The sequence below is a fragment of the Desulfopila sp. IMCC35008 genome (genome assembly GCF_010646885.2).
Lineage (GTDB): Bacteria > Desulfobacterota > Desulfobulbia > Desulfobulbales > Desulfocapsaceae > Desulfopila.
Genome location: NZ_CP050700.1, coordinates 6,150,994 through 6,174,987 on the forward strand (window position 1 = coordinate 6,150,994; position 23,994 = coordinate 6,174,987).

The following is a 23,994-nucleotide window of genomic DNA, read 5'->3' on the forward strand; positions in this document are numbered from 1 at the left end:
TTATACCCGTTCGATTTCGTGTATTCCAAATAACCCATGGGGTTTAAACAGCAGAATGATCAGCAGGATTACATATGGCATGACCTCCGCTGTACCATTGAGTCCCCAATTCCCGTCCAGATAACCACTGGCGAATTGTTGGATAAGTCCCATGATGATGCCAGCCACTACTGCGCCCAGGATCGAGTCAAGCCCACCCAGGATGACCACAGGGAAAACCACGATGCCAAAGGCGTGCAGGGTATCGAAGTTTAAGCCGGTTATGTTACCGATAATCCCGCCAGCAGCAGCTGCGCTTAAGCCCGCCATGGCCCAGGCCAGACCGAAGACGCGGGGAACCGAGATACCAATGGACATGGATGCCAGCTGGTCGTCGGATACCGCACGCATGGAGATACCAATGGTGGATTTCTTAAAAAACCAGGAAAAACCGGCAATCATCGTAAAGGTGATGATGACGCCAACAAGCTGGGTCCACGAGATGGAAACCCCACCCACCGTGAGAGGGGTCGTCGGCAGAAATTGGGGAAAGGAGAAATTCTCTGTACCAAAAGGGGTAAGATAGATCAACCCGTCCAGGATGGACATAAGGCCAATGGTTACCATGATGACGGATATAATAGGTTCACCGATCAGCCGCCGCAGGAACACCCGTTCCACACTCATTGCCAGGAAAAAGGTTATTATCATGCTGATGGGAAAAGATATGTAAATGGGTATGCCGGCTTGGACCGTCAGCGCATAGGTGATAAAAGCACCTGCCGCGATGATCTGGCCGTGGGCAATGTTGAGTACCCTGCTGGATTTATAAATGAGAACAAAACCAAGAGCAGAGAGGGCATAAATAGACCCCACCACAATTCCGCTGACCACCAGTTGAAAGAAGTAACTCATCAATTTTCCATTGTGTAGAAATGAATGGTTGTGTCAACCGTCGTTGTTTGACCGTCCTGGTATTGATAGAGGGCGGCAACCTTCTTTTCTTTTCTCTCTTTTTCGTAAAGCGCCTCGTACAGGTCGTGGTATTTTTCGGAGACAAATTTTCGGCGTATTTTCCCTGTTTTGGTGAGTTCACCGTCATCCATGTCGAGCAGTTTGTACAGGTTGGCAAATCGGTGGATCTTAAAATGATCTTTTTCAGCGTTGCGATTAATTGCGGCAACTTCTCCCTGAATCAGTTCAGCAACCTCCGGCAGGCCGGCAAGATCCATGTAGGTGCTAAAGGAGATGCCCCTGTCCTCGGCCCACTTGCCGACAACAATGGGATCGACATTGATGAGTGCCGTAACAAATTCTCTCTTATCGCCGAAAATTACCGCTTCCTTGATGTAGGGACTGAACTTTAGACGGTTCTCAAGGAACATGGGACTGAACATCTCACCGTCGCTGGTGTGCATGACATCGGAGATACGGTCGATGACCACAAGGTGGCCATTCTCATCAATATAGCCGGCATCTCCGGAGTGGAGCCAGCCGCCCTCCAGTAACTCCTCTGTTTTTTCAGGCAGATCGTAATAGCCGGGGGTGACGGAATCGGAACGAGATAGAATTTCTCCTTCATCCGATATCCTGCATTCTGTGCCCGGCAGTGGTTTACCGACTGTATCGGGGCGGACATCGCCATCACGGTGCATATAGGCGATGCCGACGATCTCGGTCTGGCCATAAATCTGTTTAAGGTTGACACCAATGGCCTGGTAAAAAGTGAAAAGCTCGGGGCCCAGGGCGGCACCGCCGGTGTAGGCCCTTCGCAATCGCAGAAAACCTATCTGGTTGACAAGCGGCCTGAAAATCATCTGTTTACCCAGCCAGGCGAGAATTTTCAGTTTTGCGGGCATCTTCCTGCCGGTCATCCGGTACCCGGCCGCTTCTTCTCCCACCTTCATGAAATAGTTGTAAACCATGCGATTGAACCAGTAGGATTCATCAATCTTGAGCCATATCTGAGAACGTATGGTTTCATATATTCTCGGAGCACCGAACATGAAGTGAGGCCCGATTTCCTTTAAGTCTTCCATGCTGGTTTCCACCGATTCCGGGAAATTGAGGGATATCCCTGTGGCCATGGCCACCCCGAAGGAGTTCATCTGTTCACCGATCCAGGCAAAGGGCAGGAAGCTGAGGTATTCATCGGTATCTTCGAGCGGGTCAACCTCGGTGAGCTGCAAGCCCATATTGATGTAATTCTTATGGGTCAGCATGGCCCCTTTGGGCAGTCCCGTGGTTCCGGAGGTGAGGCAAAAATGACAGACGTCGTCCGGTTTGCCTTCGTCGACTAATTTTTCAAATATGTCCGGTTCTTCTTTGAAAACTTTCTCTCCGTGCTTGTAGAGCTCGTCAATAAACATGAACCAGCTGTCACTCTGGTAACTCCTCATGCCTCGTGGGTCTTCATAAATTACTTTTTCGACCAGCGGGATTTTTTCCCTTACTTCGGCTACCTTGTCTACCTGTTCCTGATCACTACAGAAAACAACCGAGACCTTGAGGTAGTTGAGGATGCCTTCTATTTCCTCGGGCAGGCTTGTCTGGTAAATTGCAGCCGAAAGACCACCTACGGCCTGAGCGCCTATTGCAATGAAAAGAGCCTCGGGGATGTTGTCGCTGATGATGGCAATTTTATCGCCCTTGCCGAAGCCGATCTCCCGTAAGCCCAGTCCTGTTTTGCGGACATATTCGTAATAGTGTTTCCAGGTATAACTGTTCCAGCAGCCGAAATCCTTTTCCCGCAGGGCGACCTTGTCACCCGTTTCCTTCATTCGCCAGCGCAGGAGCTGCGGTATGCTAAACCGGAGTAAGTCCTTATTGTCTTTCATGGAAAACTATTCTTCTCCAATATAGGCTTCGATCACTTTCGGGTTCGATGCTACCTCTCTGGGAGTGCCGGAACCGATAAGTTGCCCGAAGTCGAGTACGTATATCTGGTCCGAGATATCCATCACCACACCAAGGTCGTGTTCCACCAGTACTACGGTAATGTCCCATTCCTTCTTCAGGTCAAGGATGAAGCGGACGATATCCTCTTTTTCCTCTATATTCATGCCTGCCATGGGCTCATCGAGCAGCAGTAGTTTGGGGGCAAGAGTGAGTGCCCGGGCGACCTCTACCCGTTTCTGAACACCGTAACTTAAGTTGCCAACCATCTGTTTTCTGTAAGGTTCCAGTTCCATAAAGTCGATAACCTTTTCCACATAGGACCGGTTTTCAGCTTCAACCCTTGAGGCTTTACCCCAAAATACAAGTGCATGGAAAAATGAGTATGTCAGTTTCTGGTGGCGGGCCAGTAAAAGGTTATCGAGAACTGAGAGACCGCTAAACAGCTCGAGGTTCTGGAAGGCGCGGGCAACACCCAGATTTGAAACCTGGTGGGGAGAGGCGTTGGTTAGTTCCTTGTTGCCGTAGTGTATCTTTCCTTCGGTGGGGTGGTAAAAACCGGATATACAGTTGAGTATACTGGTTTTACCCGCACCATTCGGGCCGATGATAGAGGTGATGAGACCGGGTTCAATATTGATATTGACCCGGGTCAGGGCGTTGAGCCCGCCAAAGGAAAGGGTGACTGCTGAAACGATGAGTTGCGTCATAGAGTGTTCCGAATCTCTTTGGTACAGTTTTGTCAGGAGTTACTGTTAGAATACTGAAAAACGACACAATATCAAGTTTATAAAATAGTGGTAAAATAGTGGCATATACCTACTATTTATCCATGGCCATAAGATGCGACCGGAGGTTGATTTTTTTGTTCTTTATTCCTAGTTTGCGCCTGATGTTATGGCGGTGAAAGAGAATTGTGTTTTTAGAAACCAAAAGAATATCAGCAATTTCCTTGTTGGTCTTGCCTTCCTTGACAAGACTTGCCACCCGGATCTCAACAGGGGTGAGTTGGGCCAGGCCTGAGGAAAGTTTATCGATGAAAGGGGAGACAATGTTATTGATATTGGTCTCAATGATTTTGGCCAGTGTCTTTTGTTCCGTCCCCATGCGGCCCTGGGTGAATCGTTGCAGGTATGGGTTTACCAGTTCCTGTACGTTTTGGAGGACAATTCTGCCCAGTTCTTTCCTGTCATCTTCGCGCTGCTTCAACAGCACCCTGAGAGCCGTATTGACTTCTTCAAGATGGTTGGATTGGGACTGGAGCTCCTTTTCCCTCTTCTTGAGGGCTTTTTCTGCCCGCTTACGATCTTCTATTTCCTGGCCAAGTTTGATATTGGTCTTTTCCAACTCGATAGTTCGTTCTGCCACCAGTTCCTCAAGTTGGTTGCGGTATTTTTCAAGTTCATCTTCGATTCGCTTCTGACCACTGATATCCCGCATAGTGACGATGTTGCCCAGCGGTTTGCCTTCCTCATCCTGGTAGAGTGTCGAACTGAGCTGGACATCCAGTATTTCTCCGTCCTTGGTGAGTCTTTTTGTCTCAAAAAGATGTATTTTCTGGCCGCTCAACATACGTTCAATTGCGGCTTTTGTTTCAGGTATACTGTCTGGTGGAACAAAGTCTATCTGTTTACCCAGAAGCTCATCTCTTGATAATTTAAAGGTTTGTTCAAAGGCCGGGTTTACATAGGTTGCAACGCCCTGCATGTCGTAAACGACAATAGGGTCGGGGGAGGATTCCAGGAATGTGCGATAGCGGTTTTCACTTTCCCGCCAAAAAGCCTCTGTCCTCTTTCTCTCAACGAGCTCATGACGGACATCCGCATAGAGTTGAGCTTTCTCAAGGGCTATTAGTGCCAGGGCGGCAAATCGTTCCAGGGTGGCAATGTCTTCGGGATCAAAAGTTTTCTTCTCCTCAACATGGGCAAGGCCGATGACACCATGAACCTCGGATTCAGATTTAAGCGGAATGCCCATAATTGAACGGAGCTGATCAAGTATCTTGTCTGTCAGGCGTCCCTCCCATGTCTGGTAATCGTCTACCACCAGGGGTTTCTCAGCCTGCCAGACGCGGCCGCCCATCCCTTCACCAATGGAAACTTTACGGCCGAGCTGGCTCTTGAAAAAGCCCATGCCCATTTTCATGGTCATCGTTTTTTCACCGGGGGTGAGCAGATAGATATAACCATGAGTCGTATCGTTCAGTGAAGCTGCCCGCTCGAGGATATTCTCAAGCAGTTCTTCTTTATCAAGTCTGTCAAGTAAGCCGAGTGACGTATCGTGAAGAGCCTTCAACGAATCATTCTGGCGATGGAAAACCGCTTCCGCGGCTTTAAGTCTCTTGAATTCAAGATTAAGATTTTCAATCTGGCGGGTCAGGTCGCTGTAGGAGGGTTTGAAGGCCATTTTCAGTATTGCATCATTTTAAGGCATAGAAGTTGTGTAAGAATGAGCAGTCAAATTGTATCATACTCTAATGAGCCAGACATCATAAACAGTAAATGTCGGCCCTGCTGGCAGGAAGGCTTTTTGAGCCAATGTCATACGGGTAACGGAGCTATTCTTCAGTAAATGGCATATGACTCGCGGCAACAGCTGACCGCAACGCTACTATTAACTGCATGAGCAGATGCTTGAATTCTATGCTAAGAGGTATTGCCCGGTATTTATAAATGTTTCGTACAATATCATGGTGACCCTCCAGGGTGTTCCTGGCCATCAGGTCAAGCGCCAGATGAAATTCGTTGTGGCAGTTTTCAAGCCTCAGTTGAAGTTCTTTATCTGCATCCAGGTGGTGTACCCAATCCAACAAGAGACTGAACGGGCAGCTGGGCAGCGGGTGTGGTTGCGGTTTTTCAATAATGCCTGTTAATACCTGAGAAACACCTGAAAGTGAGTTCAGGTGAATAACCCAGGAGTCCCAAAGGAAGATTTCGAGTTCGTTCACATACTGAAGGGTGAGGGGGGTATCATCCGGTTTTTGGGGGAGTGTTGATGTTGGTTTTGTGCTGGCAACAGTCACATTTGCTACGCCCGCCCCGGCAACTTTTTCAAGAACAGATCCATGGAGCAGCAGTGAAAAAATTTTCCGATTCCTGGGTGGGCCAAGAACGATGAGGTCACATGAGATTTCCCGAGCGGTATCGAGGATCACATCGGCGGGGTCTCCGGTTTTGAGTCTTATGACGGGATAGAGCTCGTACCTGTTGAACGTTGCAATGGCTTCTTCGAGTCGTTTATTCAAATTATCCTGTGTCCGTTTCCTGGCGCGGGTGACATGATCGGATGAGTCTTCTTCAAGTACATGGAGGAGGGTTATTTCTGCACCGTTAATAAGGGCTTCGTGTTTCAGGTGTTCAATTATCAGTTGAAAATTGTCGCTGTTGGCAATACAACCGAGAATACATTTTTTATGCTGAGGAGGGGGGAGCATAAACGGGGTATTATTTATAGTGTCAAGATGATGGGATGATTGCTTGATTGAAAGCAGTGAAACGGGTCTGGACGTTTGCCTCCCCACTGCCGTGGGCGGTACGGATTGGTAACCGGCAAGAGCCACGGCAAATTCAATGGCGGTTTGGTATCGTTTACCGGGATCTGCGGCGAGGGCTTTAAGTATTACCTCCTGGACTGTCGGGGGCATATCGTGGTTATGGTGGCGCGGGGGTACAGGTGGCTTTATAAGCCGTTGTTTCAGTTCATTGAGATCTGTTGACTTTGGGTAGGGGAGATTGCCGGTCAGCATCTCGTATACAACAACGCCCAAACTGTATATATCGCTCTGGTAGCAGGATCGATTGCCGCACAGTTGTTCCGGCGAAATATAGTATGCGCTCCCCTCGGGTTCCTTGAAATCCTTGCTCAGTAAATCCTCTGTGCCGATTTGCCGGGCAATGCCAAAATCGATAATTCTAATATTGTTGTTTCTGGTTATCAGGATGTTCTCCGGTTTCAAATCCAGATGTATAATCCTGTGGCTGTGGAGGTAGTGCAGAGCGTCCGCCACTTGTTGACATAGCTGAAGTGTCTCTATAAGTGAGACAGTCCCTTGTTCGTCTATTCTCTGCCGCAGGGTTATTCCCTCGATATATTCAAGGATCAGGTAGGAATGGGTTTGGAGGCGATTGAGATACCTGACGATGAAAGGGTGATCAAGGTGGTGGGAAATGTTTGTTTCGTTCTGGTGGTGGTAGAGTAGCGAAGGTTGGGAAAGGATATCTTCACGCGGAACTTTCAGCACCACAACGTCCTGATACACAACATCTTTTGCAATATAAATGTTTGCCACACCACCAGATCGCACATGTTGAACTATCTGGAAGTTGTCGAGTATGTCTCCCGGTTGCAGCTGTTTCATGTTGTCATAGCCTGGATGAATGTCCCAGCTTCTCATCATTTATTATTCTTGATACATGGTGTTGAATTTGCACACTTTTGTGTATGATACAATATGTCGCGTCCCTATTCCAGTGGCGTTGATGTATACTTTTCAGAAATGAATCGTTTAAAGGGTGCCTTGAAAAATTGTTGCATCGAAAAATATTATATTTTATCAGGAGCCTATAAGCAGGAAGCATGAAAATATCACTTCACTATAAACTTTTTGGTGCCTTCCTGGCGGCGATCCTGGCTGTTGTTGTCTATATGGCGCTGGTCATGCAATGGAGTTTTGATCGCGGTTTCCTCAACTACGTCAGCATGGTTGAGCATGAACAGCTAGAGAGAATGGCCGATGGTCTGGAGGAATATTACGCCAGGGAGAAGGGGTGGCAGGGGTTGCAGGTTGATCCGGTACGGATCTTTCGGGTGATAATCGCCAGTTATCCGGAGGGAAGACGAAAAGAACGCCTGCAGAAGAAAATACAAGATTTTAATCAGGATTCATTTACCTTGCCATCAGGTCCATTGCCAAGTGGCGAGCGATTGCCATTTTTTTTAAGGATCTTTCTGCTTGATGAACACAAAGAGATAGTTGTTGGCTATGATCCTGAGCCCGAACATACTGAGCGGATCGATATGTACTACCAGAATAGGGTGGTGGGTACCCTGGGAGTCCACTTTGTCAGGAATCTGTCGGAAAGCCACCAGCTGCTATTTGCCCGGAAGCACAAGGGCGTGCTGGTACTGGTTGCGGTGGCGGGTTTTCTGTTGGCAGCCGGTTTATCTCTGCCTTTTTCTCATCGCATGACCAGACCCATCAGGCAGCTTGCTGCCGGTACCAGGGCTCTTGCGTCGGGGCGGTATGAAACAAGAATCCGGGTGGAATCAGGTGATGAGCTTGGCCAGCTTTCTCATGATTTTAACAAACTTGCTGAGATACTGGAGAAAAACAGGAAATCGAGGAGCAGCTGGTTTGCTGACATCTCCCATGAGTTGAGGACGCCGCTTTCTATATTGCAGGGGAAGATCGAAGCGTTGCAGGATGGAGTTTTCTGTCCGGATCAGGAAATGCTGGGAACTCTGCACAGGGAGGTAACCCATCTTGGACGGTTGGTGGATGATCTCTACCAGCTTTCTTTGTCCGACCAGGGGGCAATGTCGTATTATCGTGTCGAAGTAGAGCCGTGCTGGGCATTGGAACAGGCCCTTGACTCGCTGGGAAATGAACGGGAGGCGAAAAAGCTCGCTCTTGAAATATCGATCAAGGTGGAAGGGCATATCACACTGTTTGCTGATAACGAGCGATTAAAACAACTCTTTACAAACCTGCTTTCCAACTCTATACGCTATACAGATCAGGGTGGTGTGATCAGGGTTACAGTCGAATCGGATCATGAGAAGGTTACATACAATATTGAAGATAGTTCCCCATCGGTTCCCGCAGAGAGTATGAAAAAACTATTCAACAGGTTGTACAGGGTGGAGGGTTCCAGAAGCCGGGACCTTGGTGGTGCCGGGCTCGGGCTTTCCATCTGCCGGAATATTGTTACGGCGCATGGAGGTAAGATCGAGGCGCATCCATCACCGCTTGGTGGACTGCAAATAAAAGTTATCTTACCCGTTTCGGAACAGGTATGAGCACACATATCCTCATTGTTGAAGATTCGCAGGAGCTGTCGGAACTGTTGTCCGCATACCTTGAACAGGCCGGCTTCAGGACATCGTGCCTGTATGAAGGGACAGGTGTGGAGGAATATGTCCGGCTGCAGACACCGGACCTGGTGCTGCTGGACCTGATGCTGCCTGGAAAGGATGGGGTTGATATATGCCACGGGATCAGGACGTTTTCCCAGGTGCCGGTCATTATGGTTACAGCACGGGTGGAAGAGCGGGACCGACTTAACGGACTTGATATCGGGGCCGATGATTATATTTGTAAACCCTTTAGTCCGCGGGAGGTCGTGGCCAGGGTAAAAGCTGTTCTGAGGCGGACGGGTCCCCAGGGGCAGGAAGAAAAACTGTTACGGCTCGATCCTGACAAATTGCGGGCGGCAATAAATGGTGTGGAAATCGATTGCACGGTCGTCGAATTTGAGCTTTTGTCGATACTGGCAAACCATCCGGGCAGGGTCTTTTCGCGGGCGCAGCTGATAGAACAGATCTATCGGGACCAGCGTATGGTCAGTGATCGGACGGTTGACAGCCATGTGAAAAAATTACGGAAGAAAATTTCCCGGATATGTGAATTTGAGCTTATTCATTCCGTTTACAGTGCCGGGTATAAATATCAAGAATAGTTATAACATTAGAGCGGATGCATGGACATGATAGCTGGAGCGGCACAGATAGAATCGAATCCCTTTGTTGTACTCACCTTTATTGTTGCCCCGGCAATACTGACGAATGCCTCAGCATTGATGGTACTGAGTACCTCGAACCGGTTTGCCCGGGCGATTGATCGTGCCCGTGAACTCTCTCGTCAGATAGAGGAGGCCATAAGGGAGAGTAATACCGAGTATGAACGTTTACACACCGAACTGCTCATTACCGAAAACCGGGCGGTGCTTCTGTTGCGGGCCACACGTTCTTTCTATTTCTCGCTTGGCGCTTTTGCCTTTGCGGTTTTTGTGTCTCTTTTCGGAGCAGGGCTGGTCAGTATGGGATATCACGCGTTTGACCGCCTGCTCTCCTTGTCGGCAATTGCTTCGGTATTCTTTGCTGTCAGTGGTCTGGTGGTAGGATCGGTCCTGCTGTTCTATGAGACACGGTTGGTTGTCGGTATCCTGCAGGACCGCATCAAAAGACTCAACACCGGGAAAATATAAGGGTGCCGCTGTTTGTTAGCCCTGGAAAATAAAGAATTTCCGAACCGCATAATTGATCATCACCGCTGTGACAATGTTGGTGCCGAAGGCGTAAGTGGTGAGGATGCCGAATCGCTTGATCAGGATACCCATAAGGCTGGTACCGATAGCCATGCTTATGCCTGAGACAGCGTAGAAGAGCAGGATCTCGATGATGATATGATGACGTCCTGATTCAAAAACCCAGAGAATATTGGTAATATAGGCTACCATGTTCGCAAATATAAAAGCTGTAAAATTACTCAGCATCGAGTTGCGTGCCCGCTGGTAGTCGTTGATGTCTCGTATGTCGAGTTTGAACAGCCGCACCAGATGGTCTTTTGGCTGGAGCGCGGGAAAAATTTTCCAGGCGGTCAGGTGAAAAAAGAGGATATGGCTGGCTGTCGCAAGACCACCGGCCAGGGCGTATTTGATAAACTGGATGAAATTTTCGTTATGTAAAAGTTGTTCCATGATATCTCAACAATAAAAGGTACCCTGAAGGGAGTTTCAGATTTGGTGTGAGAGATACCAGAAACGGTGGCTGAGTGCCAGGAGTATTATTCATAAAAAAAGCCTGAACGGGAATCGTTCAGGCTTTTGCATTACGATGATTTCATTGTGCTTTATTCAGGCCGGATAATTTCGCAGTCGCAGGCTGGATCGGTGATGTCCAGCAGAAGGAATTTCACGTTATAACCATGATTTATGAGCTCCTGGTACGCGAGGTCGGCTCGTGCCCCGGTGGAGCAATGAATGAAAACCCGCTTATCCTTTGGAATTCTGTCAAGACTCTTGGGCACCATGTCGAGAGGGATATTCACCGTGTTTTTGAATATGCCGTTCTCTGCAATCTCTTCAGGTGTACGCGCGTCGATAACAAAGGTGTCGGGTAGTTCGCCGTTGGTTGCCTTCCTGAACTCGGCAACGGAGACTTCACCTTTGCCCAGTTTGCGAACCCAGCTGATTTCGTCAGAGAAGATTGGCCCGGATTCTGTCTTTCCTCCAGACTGTACCCAGCCTTTATAGTTTCCTTTGACTAAAGAGACTTTTTTGTATCCGTCTTCACGAAGATCGTCGAGGGCATCCATGACTGCTTCGTCATCGGCCCCATACAGGACCACCGGAGCATTACGCGGGATGTCATTGAGACGGGTTTCCAGTTTTTCGTAAGGGACGTTTACAGCTCGTGGAATCCTGCCGTCAACAGGGCTTCCGTCTTGTCTGAGGTCAAGCAGGACGATATTTCCTGTTTCAACAAATTTGTTGGAGGCATACACGGGGTGCCCTGCTGCAGTCCATGAAGGCTCTCCATCGAGGAATACACGTACATTCTTATATCCAAATTTTTTCGCCAGACCGGCGTTTGCGGTGGACATGCCTCAGGTGGGGCCTCCGCAGTAGAAGATCAGGAGTTTATCCTTGTCCTCCGGTAAGACCGCCGCTTTCATTTTTTTTAGTTTCGGAACCGGCACGTTTAAGGCTCCGGGGATGTGGGCTTGATGGTACCTTGAATCCGGTCGTGCATCGATAAGGGTGAGGGCGGTGCCACTCTCAAGCAGGTTGAAAAGTTCGTCTGTTTTTATTTCCGTTACCCCTTTGGGCAACTTGGCAAGTTTTGGTTTTATGACGGTGGCGTATTGGTCGGTGCCCCGTTGCTCCCAGTTGATAATGGCAGCGGCCTCTTTTTTGGCGTATTCGACACCTTTGGTGTTGTCGTCAAATTTGACCATTTTGGTCTTGGCCTTATCGCCTTTACCGACAGAGATAGAGATGGTCTTTGCCTTGTTAGACTTACCGACTATCTTGCCTTTATAGACAGTAGCCTCTTTTTTCAGTTCCTGCGCTGCAACTGGTTTTGCTGCTGTCGGCTGTTTTGGTGTCTCTTTCGCACAACCGTACGAGAGAAATGCGACCATTACAGCCAGTGGGATGAATTTGACAAAAGGCTGTCTACTCATTGCTACCTCCTCAGTTAGGTTATTGGTTCCCTTGGGTCTTGTCGGTGTCCCGCATGAAAGGATGAGAAATGTGGCAATCGTTGGCTTGAGATGGCCAATGTCCGTATCCGTATCACATTCGGTAAAATCGCTGGAGACACGCTAAATAAACGATTTCACTATATGCATTAAATACTGAAATAGAATTAAATAAAATAGTTTTTTACTTTAATAGTTGGAATAATTGGGAAAGATTATTCGGAAATAATAGTGGGTAGAATGAATGCACTGGTTGAGGTGCCACAGTGTGGTTATTGCTGCTTTTTTCCAGCCATGAGCAGCCTGTAGATTTCGGTCAGCTGGACGAAAAGCTCCTGATCTCCGCCCTGATCGGGGTGAAGCTGCATCGCCTTCTGCCGGTATAATCGGGTCAACTCCTGTTTCTCCATTTTCTTTAATTGTGCATAAGGCAGGGAAAAGAGGGAAATGACTTTTTCATCGGTGACGTCCGGTTGTCTTTCGGGCCAGCGAAATTTTCGGTGACTATTAATAAAATTACGTACAAATTCATTTTCAATAAGGCGCTGTTGCGGGCTGAAATCAAAGAACATAAAGAGGTAGCGCTGCAAGTGTTGATGCAACAAGTCGTGGAGCTCCTCACCAAGCCAGAAGGCCGTATCCTCGTTAAGTTGGCATATCGCTTCTGCCATCAGTTCGCTGATCTCGTCAAATGAGAGCGCCTCGGGCAGAAAGGCTGCGTAACTGACATCGAAGTAGCGCTGCAGGTTGAAGGCGGCATACAGGTAGTTGTGGTACTCGCCGGGAGAGATCTGCCGCTCAAGATTTCGAAAATAAAACTCCCGCTCGTCTCGCGATTTATGCAGCAATGGTCTGCACAGTTTTTCGTGCATGCGGTAGAGCCGGGTCTGGTCGATAGCTCCATAATAGAGATAGTAAAGGCGTCGTCGGTCGAAAATATGGACAGTTCGGGCAATTTCCTCACGTTCTGACTCGTTAAGGGGGCGAGGGCGATTATACGTTTTTCTGGAAAAGCGTGAAAGTATATCGCGGGTCTGACCGGGCAGGAAATCCCATAGCAGTTTTTCGAGGATGATTTCGGAACTGTCGGGGCAGTGTTCTTCAATTGCCTCCAGCAGAGTGGTGTCAAAGAGGGGGATTTCCTGGTTGAAAAGTTCAAAATACTTTTTAGGATGTGGACCGAGATCAAACACTAACTGCGGATAATAGCTGTCAGAGTGAGGATGCCGGCACGATCGCCGAATCTGGTAAAAGGTTGATTCTCCATGTCGGATGGAAGCAAGGTACATGGTACGTCCTGTCATAAATTTCTAATCCCTTAGAGGATGCCCTTCAGAAGATAATAATGCAGGGGCGACAGTATACAAGACAAACCAGGCTGGGAGTTGACTTTCCTGTTTGCTTTGACGATAATGCCCAGTTCATGCAAAACTGTCAGATTGTGGCAACCGATCAGTAACTGATATTATATATGGGGTAAAGATGGCTCTGCTGGTGCCTGTGAGTTGGGGAGAATTGCTTGATAAGATAGCAATTCTGAGAATTAAGAGTGAACGGATAACTGATAATGTAAAACGGGCCAATGTGATTCACGAGCTGGAGCGTCTAGACGAATTGCGTTACGGTGCTGTTACCGAAAGTGATGAACTTGCTGAGCTTGAAAAGGGTTTAAAGGAAGTCAATGAAGCGCTCTGGGATATCGAAGACGATATTCGAATATGTGAAAAGGATCGTGATTTCGGTCCCAGGTTTGTAGGACTTGCCCGCTCGGTCTACAAAACAAATGATAGGCGGGCCGCTTTGAAATACAGCATAAACATGCTGCTTGGGTCGGATCTTGTGGAAGAAAAATCATACGAACCATATGATGATAATGAGTAGGCAGGTCGCATGACGGATGATCATATCCTGATTATAAAGCTTGGGGCGTTAGGAGATATCGTCCAGGCCGAAGGGGCGGTTCATGATATACGTCTGGCGCATCCTGACAGCAAAATAACGGTGATGACGACCCCGCCTTACCGTAAGCTGTTTGAGCGCTGTCCCTGGATCGACCAGGTCGTTATCGATCCTCGTCATTCACGGTTCCGGATTGACAGGATGCTGGCTTTGCGCAGGATCCTGCGCGGGCATGAATTCAATATGGTCTACGATCTGCAACAGGTCAGCCGAACCGATTTTTACGCACGATTTCTCCTGAAGGGAACACCCTGGTTGGGTGGGGTAAGAGGTTGTACCCATTATTGCAGGCGCCCGGATGACAGGTGTGCCGCAGATCATTTCAGGATTTCTTTTGAAAAGGCAGGGTTGGAAGCTGTACATACATTGGTGAGCGATGTAACCTGGATGGCTGAGGAGATGTCCGGTTTTTTACGGCAATATGGGCTTGCCGGGGATTTTATTGTACTTATTCCAGGGTGTTCAAAGAAACACCCCTATAAGAGATGGCCGTATTACAGGGAGCTTGCCAGCCGTTTGTGTGATGAGGGGTTGAGGGTGGTGACGGTTCCCGGGCCGGATGAAATTGAATTGTGTCGTGAAATAACAGGTGATATGTTGCTGTCAGGCGGTCGTTGGCTTGATTATTTCGAGCTGGCCGGTGTCCTTAAGGAGGCACGTTATATTGTCGGCAATGATACCGGTCCGACACATATTGGCGCGCATCTGCGATGTGATGGACTGGCTCTGTTCGGTTCACACTCAGATCCCCTGCATACCGGTATTCAACACAGCCGGTTCAAATGGCTGGAAGATAACGACATCAGCTCGATTCCTGTCGATAAAGTAGTGCAGACGGTGTTGCAGGATGTCAGTTAACTGTAAGAGATAAACAGGTGTATAAGTACTCCTCTGTGGCCAAGACAAAACTTTGACTGGAATGTTAAAGGACAACTCCTAACAACGATCTGTATGAAATTTTTATCCTCCCAGCTTACTCTTTTTACCCAGAGCACAAGTGCCAAGCGGAATTTCCGGCTGCTACTCAAGTTTTTTATGTTTCTGGCGAGTTTGATAGCCATATATTCTGTTCTCTTTCACATGCTTATGGAGTATGAGGGGCGCCAGTACAGCTGGATCACTGGTTTTTACTGGGCCTTGACGGTTATGTCGACCCTCGGTTTTGGTGATATAACGTTCCATACCGATCTAGGTCTTATCTTTACCATTTTTGTCTTGTTGACCGGAGTGGTGTTCCTGTTGATTATGTTGCCTTTTACCTTTATCCAGTTTTTCTGGATCCCGTGGCTTGAGGCTCAGGAAAGGAGCCGGGCACCAAAGGGTGTGCCTGAAGGAACCGCGGGGCATGTTATTATAACCAACCTTGATCCGATCACTACCAAACTGGTTGAGAAGCTGGAGCGAAGGAATTACGATTATGTGGTGGTGGCAGGGGATCAGGCGCAGGGAGGCGAACTGCACGACGCCGGGTATAACGTGGTGATAGGGGAACCAGACGATCCTGAAACCTATGAGCGTTTACGTGTTCAGGATGCGGCAATGGTGGTGGCGACTAATGGTGACCTGATGAACACAAATATCGCTTTTACCATACGGGAGATTGCTCAGGAGGTGATGATCGTATCTTCTGCGGACAATGAACACTCACTCGATATCCTGAATTATCCGGGAAACACGGAAGTGTTCCAGTTTATGAAAATGCTTGGTCAGTCGCTGGCTGAAAGGGTGCAGGGGCAGGGAAGTGCCGCCACCACTATCAGCAGATTTGACACCTTGCACATAGCGGAAATATCGGCCAAGCGAACGACTCTTGCCGGTAAGCTCATCTCCGGGACAGATTTACGGCAGAGGTCTGGTACGACTATTATTGGTTTGTGGGAAAAGGGACATTTCGAGCCCCCCCTGCCGGAGACGATGATACACTCCTCCACCTTGTTGTTGCTCGCAGGGACTCGTGAACAGCTCCGAATATTCGAGGAGGTGTACGGCATTCCCGAGACCGGTTACAGCGAGGATTCACCTGTATTGATTCTGGGAGGCGGCCGGGTAGGGGTGGCGGCTGCTGAAGAACTGGAACGGTATGGTATCCCTGTAAAAATAGTAGAGAAGAGAAGTGCAGTGGCGCAGAAAGGCGGGCAGTTTATTCTGGGTGATGCCGCAGATCTCAACGTGCTGAAAAAAGCAGGTATCGATGAGGCCCGGACAGTGATCATCACAACCCATAACGATGCGATGAACATCTACTTAAGTTTTTACTGTCGACAGCTGCGCCCTGATGTGCAGCTCATTTGCCGGTCGACAAACGAGAGAAACGTCGCCAAATTACACATGGCCGGTGCGGACCTGGTGCTTTCCTATGCTTCCATGGGAGCCAACGCCATTGTCAATGTGTTGAAGACGGATGAAGTGTCGATGTTTACCGAGGGGCTGAACATCTTCAGCTTACCGATACCTCCGTCACTTGTTGATAAGTCACTTATCGATAGCCGGATCAGGCCCAAGACGGGTTGCAGTGTGGTCGCTATTAAATCAACAGGTGCCGGGCTGCGCGTAGGGCCTGATCCGATGGAGCCGCTGCACGCTGAGGATGAGCTCATCCTCATTGGTACGACCGAGGCTGAAAAAAGGTTTGCTGAAAAGTTCGGTTGATTTGAACGATGGAATATCATGCTTGACCGCTGGACATCTCAATGGCTTCGTCCCTTCCTGGAATCCGGTGCCGGACATCTCCTTAGAAAGGGGATTCGTCCAGACCAGGTGACTGTGGCCGGTTTTGTGACCGGCATGCTGGGAGCTGCAGCCATCGCCTTCGGCTGGCATGCGGTGGGCTTGATTTGTATCCTTGTGAATAGATGCTCGGATGGTTTGGATGGTGCTCTGGCGAGGCAAAGCAGGGCCAGTGATGCGGGAGGGTATCTTGATATCGTTCTCGATTTTATCTTCTATTCCGCCGTGGTTTTTGCTTTTGCCCTGGCTGATCCGGAGCAGAATAGTCTGGCGGCAGCGGCTCTGCTTTTCTCATTTATGGGGACCGGTTGCAGTTTCCTCTCTTTTGCGATCATGGCTGAGCGACGGGGCCTGAAGAATATGAAATATCCGCATAAAGGGTTTTATTACCTTGGGGGACTCGCCGAAGGGACGGAGACGATCCTGTTTATGAGTGCATTTTGTCTCTTCCCTTTACACTTTCCTGCCCTGGCCTGGATATTTACAGGCATCTGCTTGATGACAACCGTAACCCGGGTGATAGGAGGGTATCGGACTATCGGGGCGGACGAACACTCCTAGAGGAACTCAGGTCTCTGTCGACAAGCAAGAAGGAAAGCGAGCTGTATCTATTTACATGCGGTCATTTATTCCGGGCTGAAGCCCGGCGCCTGACTTGCGCCAGATGCCGGGCCGGGGAATAGAGGTACTATTTATAGGCGTTTTCCAGGATCGAGACGGCATCCTCCATGCTCATTTTGTAGGGGTCAAGAGTGAATAAGAAGCCCATGGTGTCAAAGGCGTTCTGGGCCAGTTTGGGGATTTCCTCCCTGGTGATCCCGTAGTCGGACATCTTCATGCCACGTACACCGCATTTTTCCTGTAATTCAAGTAATGCTTCTATAAAGAGAGCGGGCTGCTTTTCCTTGGCAACCCCGTCAAGGGATTTCCCCATGGCCTGAGCCATAGCGGTCAACCGCTCGGGAACCTTGTCGGCAAAGAAGGTGAAGTATGCTTCTGAGAGGATGATAAGTCCGGCCCCATGGGGAAGTTCCGGGTGGTAGGCACTTAAGGCGTGCTCCAGTGAATGTTCAGAGGTGCAGGAAGAGGTGGACTCGACAAAACCGGAGAGCGTGTTGGCAAGAGCCACATTGGTGCGGGCTTCGATATCTGAACCGTTTTCTACTGCTGTCGGCAGGGAGTTGTTAAGTAATTCTATTGATTTCAGGGCATAGATATCGCTGACAGGGGTGGCGATATTGGCGATATAGCCTTCCGCAGCATGAAAGAATGCATCAAATCCCTGATAGGCAGTAAGGTGTCTGGGGACGGAAACCATCATCTCCGGGTCGACAACGGAGAGTACCGGAAAGGTTTCCGGGGTTCCGAAGCCGATTTTTTCATTTCTCTCTTCATGGGTAACAACGGTCCAGGGGTCGGCTTCCGTGCCTGTTCCGGCAGTGGTCGTGATGGCCACGATAGGAAGAACACCGTTGGTTACGGGTTGTCCCTTGCCGGTTCCACCGCCAATGTAATCCCAGTAGTCTCCTTCATTCCTGGCCATAACCGCGATGGATTTAGCACTGTCGATACTGGAGCCGCCGCCGAGACCGACGACAAAATCACACCCTTCATTCCTGGCCATTTCTGCACCTTCCATGACGTGTTTCCTGATGGGGTTGGGAAGGATTTTGTCAAAAACTACCGATTCTGCACCCTGTTTCTTCAGCAGTTCGATCACTCTGTCCAGGTAGCCGAATTTTTTCATGGCCGGTCCGGAGGAAATAACAATCAGGGCTTTTTTTCCCGGCAGAGGAGTATCCCCCAGTTCTTCTAATTTACCAGGGCCGAAAAGGATTTGCGTGGGGATGTAATAGTTGAATTTCATTGCGTTCTCCATGTTATAGTAAGTTGATGGGATGGAAAGATGAACGACTCAATATTGGACGATACAGTTGTGGCGATAAGTTTGTCTGTCAAGAGGAATGGTTAAGATTGGCAACAATCACCCTTAATCACAATGCCTGTCTATTTCCTGGTGCGTTCAAATTGTTTCGATGAATTCATCCGAGTCATTTGCAAAGTACGTAAAAATAAATAGATGAGTGGGTGTTCCGGGGCAAGGTCGTAATTATGGGAAGATATTGAAGAAAATATTCAGCAGCGTGCTGATATCGGCAATATGACACCTTCATAAGTGTGCATATCGTAAAAAAGAACAATCAAAGTTGACAACATCGTCAGTTTGACGTACGATTCAAAAAGAGAAAATGAAAATCGGAGAAAATAATGATTATTGATGAAACCAACCTGGCAATTATCAGGCACTTAAAAGACGGCAGGGTTCCTTTTAAGAAGATCGCTGATGATCTTGGGGTGTCGGAGGGAACTATCCGCGCACGGGTACGAAAGTTAACGGACGAAGGTGTACTTGAAATTGCCGGTCTTGTAGATCCGGAATCGATCCCCGACATGAGCGTGGTCATGGTGGGCGTGAAAGTAAAGGATATGGATCTCGTCAAAAAAGGTGAGGAGTTCAGCCAGTTGCGGGGAGTTACATCGGTCTGTGTGGTTACTGGTCGATATGATCTTATGATCACGGTGATGCTGGATAAAAATTTCAACATGCTGCGCTTCTATACGGAGCAGGTATCCCGTATCGATAAAGTCAGTTCGGTTGAAAGCTTTGTCGTCTACAAGAGTTTTAACCTGAAACTCCCGATGCCGAATATCTGATACGGTCGGGACGGTCAACAGACGAGGGATGAATAATGGGAGATATGAAGAAAACGGTGTTGTATGACTGGCATGTGCAAAACGGTGCCAATATGGCTCCGTTCGGTCAATACGAGATGCCGCTTTGGTACACGGGCGGAGTCAAGGCGGAGCACCTGGCTGTGATTCAGTCCGGTGGGGTGTTCGATACCAGCCATATGGCTGTTGTAACGGTTAGTGGCAAAGGAAGCAGAGACCTTTTGCAATACTGTTTCAGCAAAGATATGGATCGTTGTGTCGGCTTGAAGAAAGCACCCCTGCACGATGGCCGTTGTGTGTATGGTGTTTTCTTAAACGAGGACGGAACAGTTCTTGATGATGCCATTGTCTACCAACTGTCCGCTGACCAATTCATGGTTGTGGTCAATGCCGGGATGGGAGCTGATATCGCTGAACGCCTCAATGCTCATAACAAGCAGGGAGCAGAGGTTCGTGACCTTACCGATAACGCTGGCAAAATGGATATCCAGGGTCCGGTCGCCGGCAAAGTTATGGCAACACTGCTGGAAAACAGCGGCGAGGTCTTTCAGGGCATGGCCTATTTCTCTTTTAAAGGTGGTTTTGACGATATCGGTTCATCGGCAGTAAAATTGAAGGATGGTACACCTGTTCTTCTCTCCCGCACCGGTTATACCGGCGAATTTGGCTTTGAGATCTTCATGGCCAGAGATCAACTGGCAAATGTCTGGCAGCAGGTATTGGACGCCGGTGCCTCTTTTGGTGTGTTACCCTGCGGGCTGGCAGCACGTGATTCGTTGAGAGCGGGGGCGGTACTGCCCCTCTCACACCAGGATGTTGGTAATTGGCTGTTTAAGAACAATCCATGGCAGTTTGCCCTGGCCTGGGATGATGAGCAAAAAAGTTTTACCAAGAGTTTTTTCGGGGCGGATGCCGTGTTGAAGGCTGGGGACGATGAGTTTACGCTGGCTTTTGCCGGATTCGATCCAAGAAAGATTGTGGTAAGTGAAGGGACTTTTGTAACAAACCTGGACGGGGAGCAGATCGGTACCATCCTTACCTGCGCCACCGATATGGCAATCGGCAGGGTGGACGGAGAGGTCATCTCCATTGCTTCGGCAGACAAACCGGAAGATTTTGTCCCCAAGGGGGTCAGTTGCGGTTTTGTCAAGGTCCGGGAAAACCTGGCCCCTGGCACTGAAGTCATATTGACGGACGGCAAAAGGAAGAAAATAAAGGTAGAGATCAGGGGCGATGTGAGACCTGGCAGGACAGCACGGCGCCCGATGAAAGAGATGGTATAACAGGCAAATGACGAGGAGGAGTGACCATGAAAGAGTTGAGTGAACTGAATTTACCAAACGATGTATCCTATACTGAGGATCACGAATGGGCCGGGAAAGTAGACGGCAATGTGCGGATCGGCGTCAGTGACTATGCCCAGGACCAGTTGGGAGACATCGTTTTTGTTGAATTCCCGGAAGTGGGTGACAGCTTTGATAAGGGTGATGAGTTTGGTTCCCTGGAGTCGGTCAAGGCTGTATCTGAACTGTACATCCCCATCAGTGGTGAGATTGTTGCTGTCAACGAAGCGCTTGAGGATGCTCCTGAATTGATTAATGAGGATCCGTATGCCAACTGGATCGTGGAAGTAAGGCCGAATGACGACAGTGAGCTAGACGCTCTGATGGATGCAGATCAATATCTTGAGAAACTCAAGGGATAAGACTATGCGCTATTTGCCTCATACACAGGAAGAGATTGATGAAATGCTGGCGGTTGTCGGCAGGTCCAGTCTGGATGACCTGTTTTGCACCATCCCGGAATCGTGTAGGCGGGATGGCGATATGGAGTTACCCCCAGCGCTGACAGAATGGGAACTCGATGCCCATATGGCAGAAATTGGCTCGCAAATGGAGTTGACCAAACATCATAAAATGATGGTTGGCGCCGGGAGTTACCATCATTACATCCCGCAAACGATAGGGGCACTTGCCAGCCGCTCCGAGTTCCTTACTGCTTATACACCCTACCAGCCCGAGATGGCCCAGGGAACCCTGCAGGGGATTTATGAATACCAGACCCTGACGGCCAGACTGCTCGGCATGGATGTGGCGAACGCCTCTATCTACGATGGTGGCTCCTCACTTGCAGAGGCGCTGCTGATGGGTCTTCGCATAAACAAGAAAAAGAAGACAGTGGCAGTTTCGAAAGGTATCCATCCGCATCACCGCCAGGTTGTTCGCACGTATCTGATGGCGACCGGTTTTACCATTGTGGATATCCCTGTTGGAGAAGACGGCAGGACTGATCTTTCAGTGCTGAGCGATACGGAGGACCTCGCTGCTGTTGCGCTGCAGTCCCCCAACTTTTTCGGGGTTGTTGAAGACCTGGAAAAGAGCGCTGCAACTATCCATGATGCGGGTGCGCTCTTCATCTGTTCGTTTACCGAAGCCCTTGCTTACGGGTTGGTGAAGAATCCGGGTGAGTGTGGAGCGGATATCGCCTGCGGTGACGGCCAGAGTATGGGACTTTCCCGCTCGTTCGGCGGTCCCGGTCTGGGTATGTTTTCCTGTCGCGATAAATTCACCCGTAATATGCCGGGTCGCCTGGTGGGAATCACCAAGGATCGGGATGACAAACGCGGTTTTGTATTAACACTGGCAACCCGCGAGCAACATATCAGAAGAGAGAAAGCGACCTCGAATATCTGTTCGAATCAGGGTGTCTGCGCGATGATGGCCGGTATGTATATGGCTTCCCTTGGTGGGACCGGATTGCGTGAGCTCGCTCAACTGAACTATGCCAAGGCTGAATATTTCAAGAGCCAGCTGAAACAGGCGGGAGCCGAGATTGTTTTCGACAGCCCGACCTTTAATGAGTTTCTGGTCCGGTTCCCTGGAGATTTTGAACCGGTACGCAAAAAATTGTTTGCAGAAGGTTATGTTGCCGGGCTGCCGGTCGGGAAATACTATCCCCAATATAAAGACTGCTATCTTTTCTGTGCCACGGAGACGATTGCTAAAGAGGATATCGATGCGGTTGTGCAGGAGGTGAAGTCATGACGGTAATTGCAGGTACGACAGGACTCATTTTCAATGAGCCCCTTCTCTGGGAGAAAGGGAAAAAAGGACGGAAAGGGATGTCTATCCCGACCTCCGATGTACCCGAAGTGTCGATTGACCCAGCTCTCGCAGGTGACGGTCCTGATTTTCCGGATTTGAACGAGGTGGATGTGGTTCGGCATTATACCCGTCTCTCCCAGTGGAACTTCGGTGTGGACAGCGGTATGTATCCTTTGGGCTCCTGTACCATGAAGTACAACCCGAAGATAAATGAGAAACATGCGGCCATGCCGGAGCTTGCCTCAGCCCATCCGATGCTTGACGATGAGCATGTACAGGGGCCGATCCGTATCATGTATGAGCTGCAACAGTATCTCTCATCCATTACCGGTATGGCGGCCACATCCTTACAGCCGTCTGCAGGCGCTCAGGGTGAACTGGCCGGTATGCTGATTTTCGCAGCATATCATAAGGCCCAGGGCTCTATCCGTACAAAGATTCTTATTCCGGATACTGCGCATGGAACCAACCCCGCCAGTGCCGCTCTTTGTGGTTACAAGCCGGTACCTATCGCCTCCAACGCTGATGGCGTACTCGATGTGGAGAGTGTGGCGGCGCTGATGGATGAGGAAACCGCCGGTATCATGGTCACCAACCCGAATACGCTTGGTCTTTTTGAGGGCAATATCCGCGAAGTAGCAGAGATTGTACACTCTAAAGGCGGTCTGGTGTATGGCGACGGCGCCAACATGAACGCGATTATGGGGGTTGTCGATATCTCCAAATGCGGGGTAGATGTCATGCACCTTAACCTTCATAAGACCTTCTCAACGCCGCACGGCGGCGGAGGGCCGGGCGCAGGGCCGGTTTGTGTTGTCGAGAAACTGGCGAAATTCCTGCCCGCTCCGCTGGCGGTGAAGGATGGGGACATGTATCGCCTCAGCTGGGACTATCCCGATTCCATCGGCCGGGTTCACGGTTTTCATGGGAACTACGGAGTGTTGGTGAGAGCCTATAGTTATATCCTCTCCATGGGAGCTGCCAATCTCAAGAAGGCGAGTCAGCTGGCGGTGTTAAACGCCAACTATATCAAGGAACGGTTGAAAAACGACCTGCTGCTGCCCTATGACAAGCCGTGCATGCACGAGTGCGTCTTTTCTGATGCAAAACAGCACGAGTTAAAAGTCACCACTCTTGATATCGCCAAGAGGCTGATCGATTACGGTTATCATCCGCCAACAGTCTATTTCCCGCTGGTTGTTCCGGGAGCAATCATGATCGAGCCGACAGAAACGGAGTGCAAGGAAGATATCGATCAGTTTATCGAGGCAATCCTGCATATCTTAAATGAGGCAAAAGAGAATCCTGAGCTGCTCCATGAAGCACCGGTCAAGACCAAGCTCAAGCGGCTTGACGAGACTTTGGCCGCGCGGAAACCCTGCCTCTGCGGGTGAT

General features: G+C 49.3%; 22 protein-coding genes. 12 read left to right on the forward strand and 10 right to left on the reverse strand.

The window, feature by feature from the left end; all coding sequences use genetic code 11:
- From GA520_RS26305 to GA520_RS26325, 5 genes are all read right to left on the reverse strand, one after another.
- Positions 1-894 (reverse strand): branched-chain amino acid ABC transporter permease, encoded by an 894-nt coding sequence (locus GA520_RS26305; RefSeq protein WP_163336370.1) that lies wholly within the window; start codon positions 892-894, stop codon positions 1-3.
- Entirely contained in the window at positions 894-2,816 is a 1,923-nt protein-coding gene (locus GA520_RS26310) for an AMP-binding protein (protein WP_163336371.1), read from the reverse strand. Before GA520_RS26310 ends, GA520_RS26305 begins: the two co-directional genes overlap by 1 nt.
- 6 nt (positions 2,817-2,822) lie before the next feature.
- On the reverse strand, positions 2,823-3,584 hold the full coding sequence (locus GA520_RS26315; protein WP_163336372.1) for an ABC transporter ATP-binding protein: 762 nt from the start codon (positions 3,582-3,584) through the stop codon (positions 2,823-2,825).
- A gap of 112 nt (positions 3,585-3,696) precedes the next feature.
- Positions 3,697-5,280 (reverse strand): PAS domain S-box protein, encoded by a 1,584-nt coding sequence (locus tag GA520_RS26320; RefSeq protein WP_163336373.1) that lies wholly within the window; start codon positions 5,278-5,280, stop codon positions 3,697-3,699.
- Positions 5,281-5,431: 151 nt separating this feature from the next.
- Complete coding sequence (locus GA520_RS26325; RefSeq protein ID WP_163336374.1) at positions 5,432-7,270, reverse strand: bifunctional serine/threonine-protein kinase/universal stress protein; 1,839 nt, start codon at positions 7,268-7,270, stop codon at positions 5,432-5,434.
- Between the two features lie 179 nt (positions 7,271-7,449).
- On the opposite strand from GA520_RS26325, the gene GA520_RS26330 reads away from it, so the two are divergent.
- Genes GA520_RS26330 through GA520_RS26340 form a run of 3 tightly spaced genes read left to right on the forward strand, consistent with a single transcriptional unit; the run spans position 7,450 to position 10,079 of the window.
- Positions 7,450-8,892, forward strand: coding sequence for an ATP-binding protein (locus GA520_RS26330; protein WP_163336375.1), 1,443 nt, complete (start codon positions 7,450-7,452; stop codon positions 8,890-8,892).
- Entirely contained in the window at positions 8,889-9,551 is a 663-nt protein-coding gene (locus tag GA520_RS26335; protein ID WP_163336376.1) for a response regulator, read from the forward strand. The genes GA520_RS26330 and GA520_RS26335 overlap by 4 nt, the downstream gene beginning before the upstream one ends.
- Before the next feature lie 21 nt (positions 9,552-9,572).
- Positions 9,573-10,079 carry a DUF2721 domain-containing protein gene (locus GA520_RS26340; protein WP_163336377.1) on the forward strand — a complete coding sequence of 169 codons (507 nt, stop codon included), beginning with the start codon at positions 9,573-9,575 and terminating at the stop codon, positions 10,077-10,079.
- Between the two features lie 15 nt (positions 10,080-10,094).
- On the opposite strand, the gene GA520_RS26345 is transcribed toward GA520_RS26340, so the two are convergent.
- From GA520_RS26345 to GA520_RS26360, 4 genes are all read right to left on the reverse strand, one after another.
- The gene (locus tag GA520_RS26345) at positions 10,095-10,571 is read right to left on the reverse strand and encodes a GtrA family protein (RefSeq protein WP_163336378.1); all 477 of its coding nucleotides are present in this window, start codon (positions 10,569-10,571) and stop codon (positions 10,095-10,097) included.
- A 152-nt stretch (positions 10,572-10,723) separates the two neighbouring features.
- Positions 10,724-11,476, reverse strand: coding sequence for a rhodanese-like domain-containing protein (locus GA520_RS26350; RefSeq protein WP_163336379.1), 753 nt, complete (start codon positions 11,474-11,476; stop codon positions 10,724-10,726).
- A 3-nt stretch (positions 11,477-11,479) separates the two neighbouring features.
- Positions 11,480-12,058, reverse strand: a complete 579-nt coding sequence (locus GA520_RS26355) for a rhodanese-like domain-containing protein (RefSeq protein WP_163336380.1) — start codon at positions 12,056-12,058, stop codon at positions 11,480-11,482.
- Positions 12,059-12,348: 290 nt separating this feature from the next.
- Complete coding sequence (locus GA520_RS26360) at positions 12,349-13,380, reverse strand: hypothetical protein (RefSeq protein WP_163336381.1); 1,032 nt, start codon at positions 13,378-13,380, stop codon at positions 12,349-12,351.
- 178 nt (positions 13,381-13,558) lie between these two features.
- Between GA520_RS26360 and GA520_RS26365 the strand changes: the two genes are divergently transcribed.
- The 4 genes from GA520_RS26365 to GA520_RS26380 all read left to right on the forward strand — a co-directional run bounded on the left by GA520_RS26365 (position 13,559) and on the right by GA520_RS26380 (position 17,323).
- Positions 13,559-13,957 (forward strand): DUF6165 family protein, encoded by a 399-nt coding sequence (locus GA520_RS26365; RefSeq protein ID WP_163336382.1) that lies wholly within the window; start codon positions 13,559-13,561, stop codon positions 13,955-13,957.
- Between the two features lie 9 nt (positions 13,958-13,966).
- Complete coding sequence (locus tag GA520_RS26370; RefSeq protein ID WP_163336383.1) at positions 13,967-14,893, forward strand: glycosyltransferase family 9 protein; 927 nt, start codon at positions 13,967-13,969, stop codon at positions 14,891-14,893.
- 93 nt (positions 14,894-14,986) lie between these two features.
- Positions 14,987-16,684, forward strand: coding sequence for a TrkA family potassium uptake protein (locus GA520_RS26375; RefSeq protein WP_163336384.1), 1,698 nt, complete (start codon positions 14,987-14,989; stop codon positions 16,682-16,684).
- A gap of 18 nt (positions 16,685-16,702) precedes the next feature.
- The gene (locus GA520_RS26380; protein WP_163336385.1) at positions 16,703-17,323 is read left to right on the forward strand and encodes a CDP-alcohol phosphatidyltransferase family protein; all 621 of its coding nucleotides are present in this window, start codon (positions 16,703-16,705) and stop codon (positions 17,321-17,323) included.
- A 127-nt stretch (positions 17,324-17,450) separates the two neighbouring features.
- On the opposite strand, the gene GA520_RS26385 is transcribed toward GA520_RS26380, so the two are convergent.
- Positions 17,451-18,641 (reverse strand): iron-containing alcohol dehydrogenase, encoded by a 1,191-nt coding sequence (locus GA520_RS26385; protein ID WP_163336386.1) that lies wholly within the window; start codon positions 18,639-18,641, stop codon positions 17,451-17,453.
- A 389-nt stretch (positions 18,642-19,030) separates the two neighbouring features.
- On the opposite strand from GA520_RS26385, the gene GA520_RS26390 reads away from it, so the two are divergent.
- The 5 genes from GA520_RS26390 to gcvPB are packed head-to-tail and all read left to right on the forward strand — an operon-like array spanning position 19,031 to position 23,993.
- The gene (locus GA520_RS26390) at positions 19,031-19,477 is read left to right on the forward strand and encodes an Lrp/AsnC family transcriptional regulator (protein WP_163336387.1); all 447 of its coding nucleotides are present in this window, start codon (positions 19,031-19,033) and stop codon (positions 19,475-19,477) included.
- Between the two features lie 44 nt (positions 19,478-19,521).
- Positions 19,522-20,778: an aminomethyltransferase family protein gene (locus GA520_RS26395; RefSeq protein ID WP_240910051.1), complete on the forward strand. Its 1,257-nt coding sequence runs from the start codon at positions 19,522-19,524 to the stop codon at positions 20,776-20,778.
- A gap of 26 nt (positions 20,779-20,804) precedes the next feature.
- Complete coding sequence (gcvH, locus tag GA520_RS26400) at positions 20,805-21,200, forward strand: glycine cleavage system protein GcvH (protein ID WP_163336389.1); 396 nt, start codon at positions 20,805-20,807, stop codon at positions 21,198-21,200.
- A 4-nt stretch (positions 21,201-21,204) separates the two neighbouring features.
- Positions 21,205-22,539 carry an aminomethyl-transferring glycine dehydrogenase subunit GcvPA gene (gcvPA, locus tag GA520_RS26405; RefSeq protein ID WP_163336390.1) on the forward strand — a complete coding sequence of 445 codons (1,335 nt, stop codon included), beginning with the start codon at positions 21,205-21,207 and terminating at the stop codon, positions 22,537-22,539.
- Positions 22,536-23,993: an aminomethyl-transferring glycine dehydrogenase subunit GcvPB gene (gcvPB, locus tag GA520_RS26410; protein WP_163336391.1), complete on the forward strand. Its 1,458-nt coding sequence runs from the start codon at positions 22,536-22,538 to the stop codon at positions 23,991-23,993. The genes gcvPA and gcvPB overlap by 4 nt, the downstream gene beginning before the upstream one ends.
- Position 23,994 lies beyond the last annotated feature (1 nt).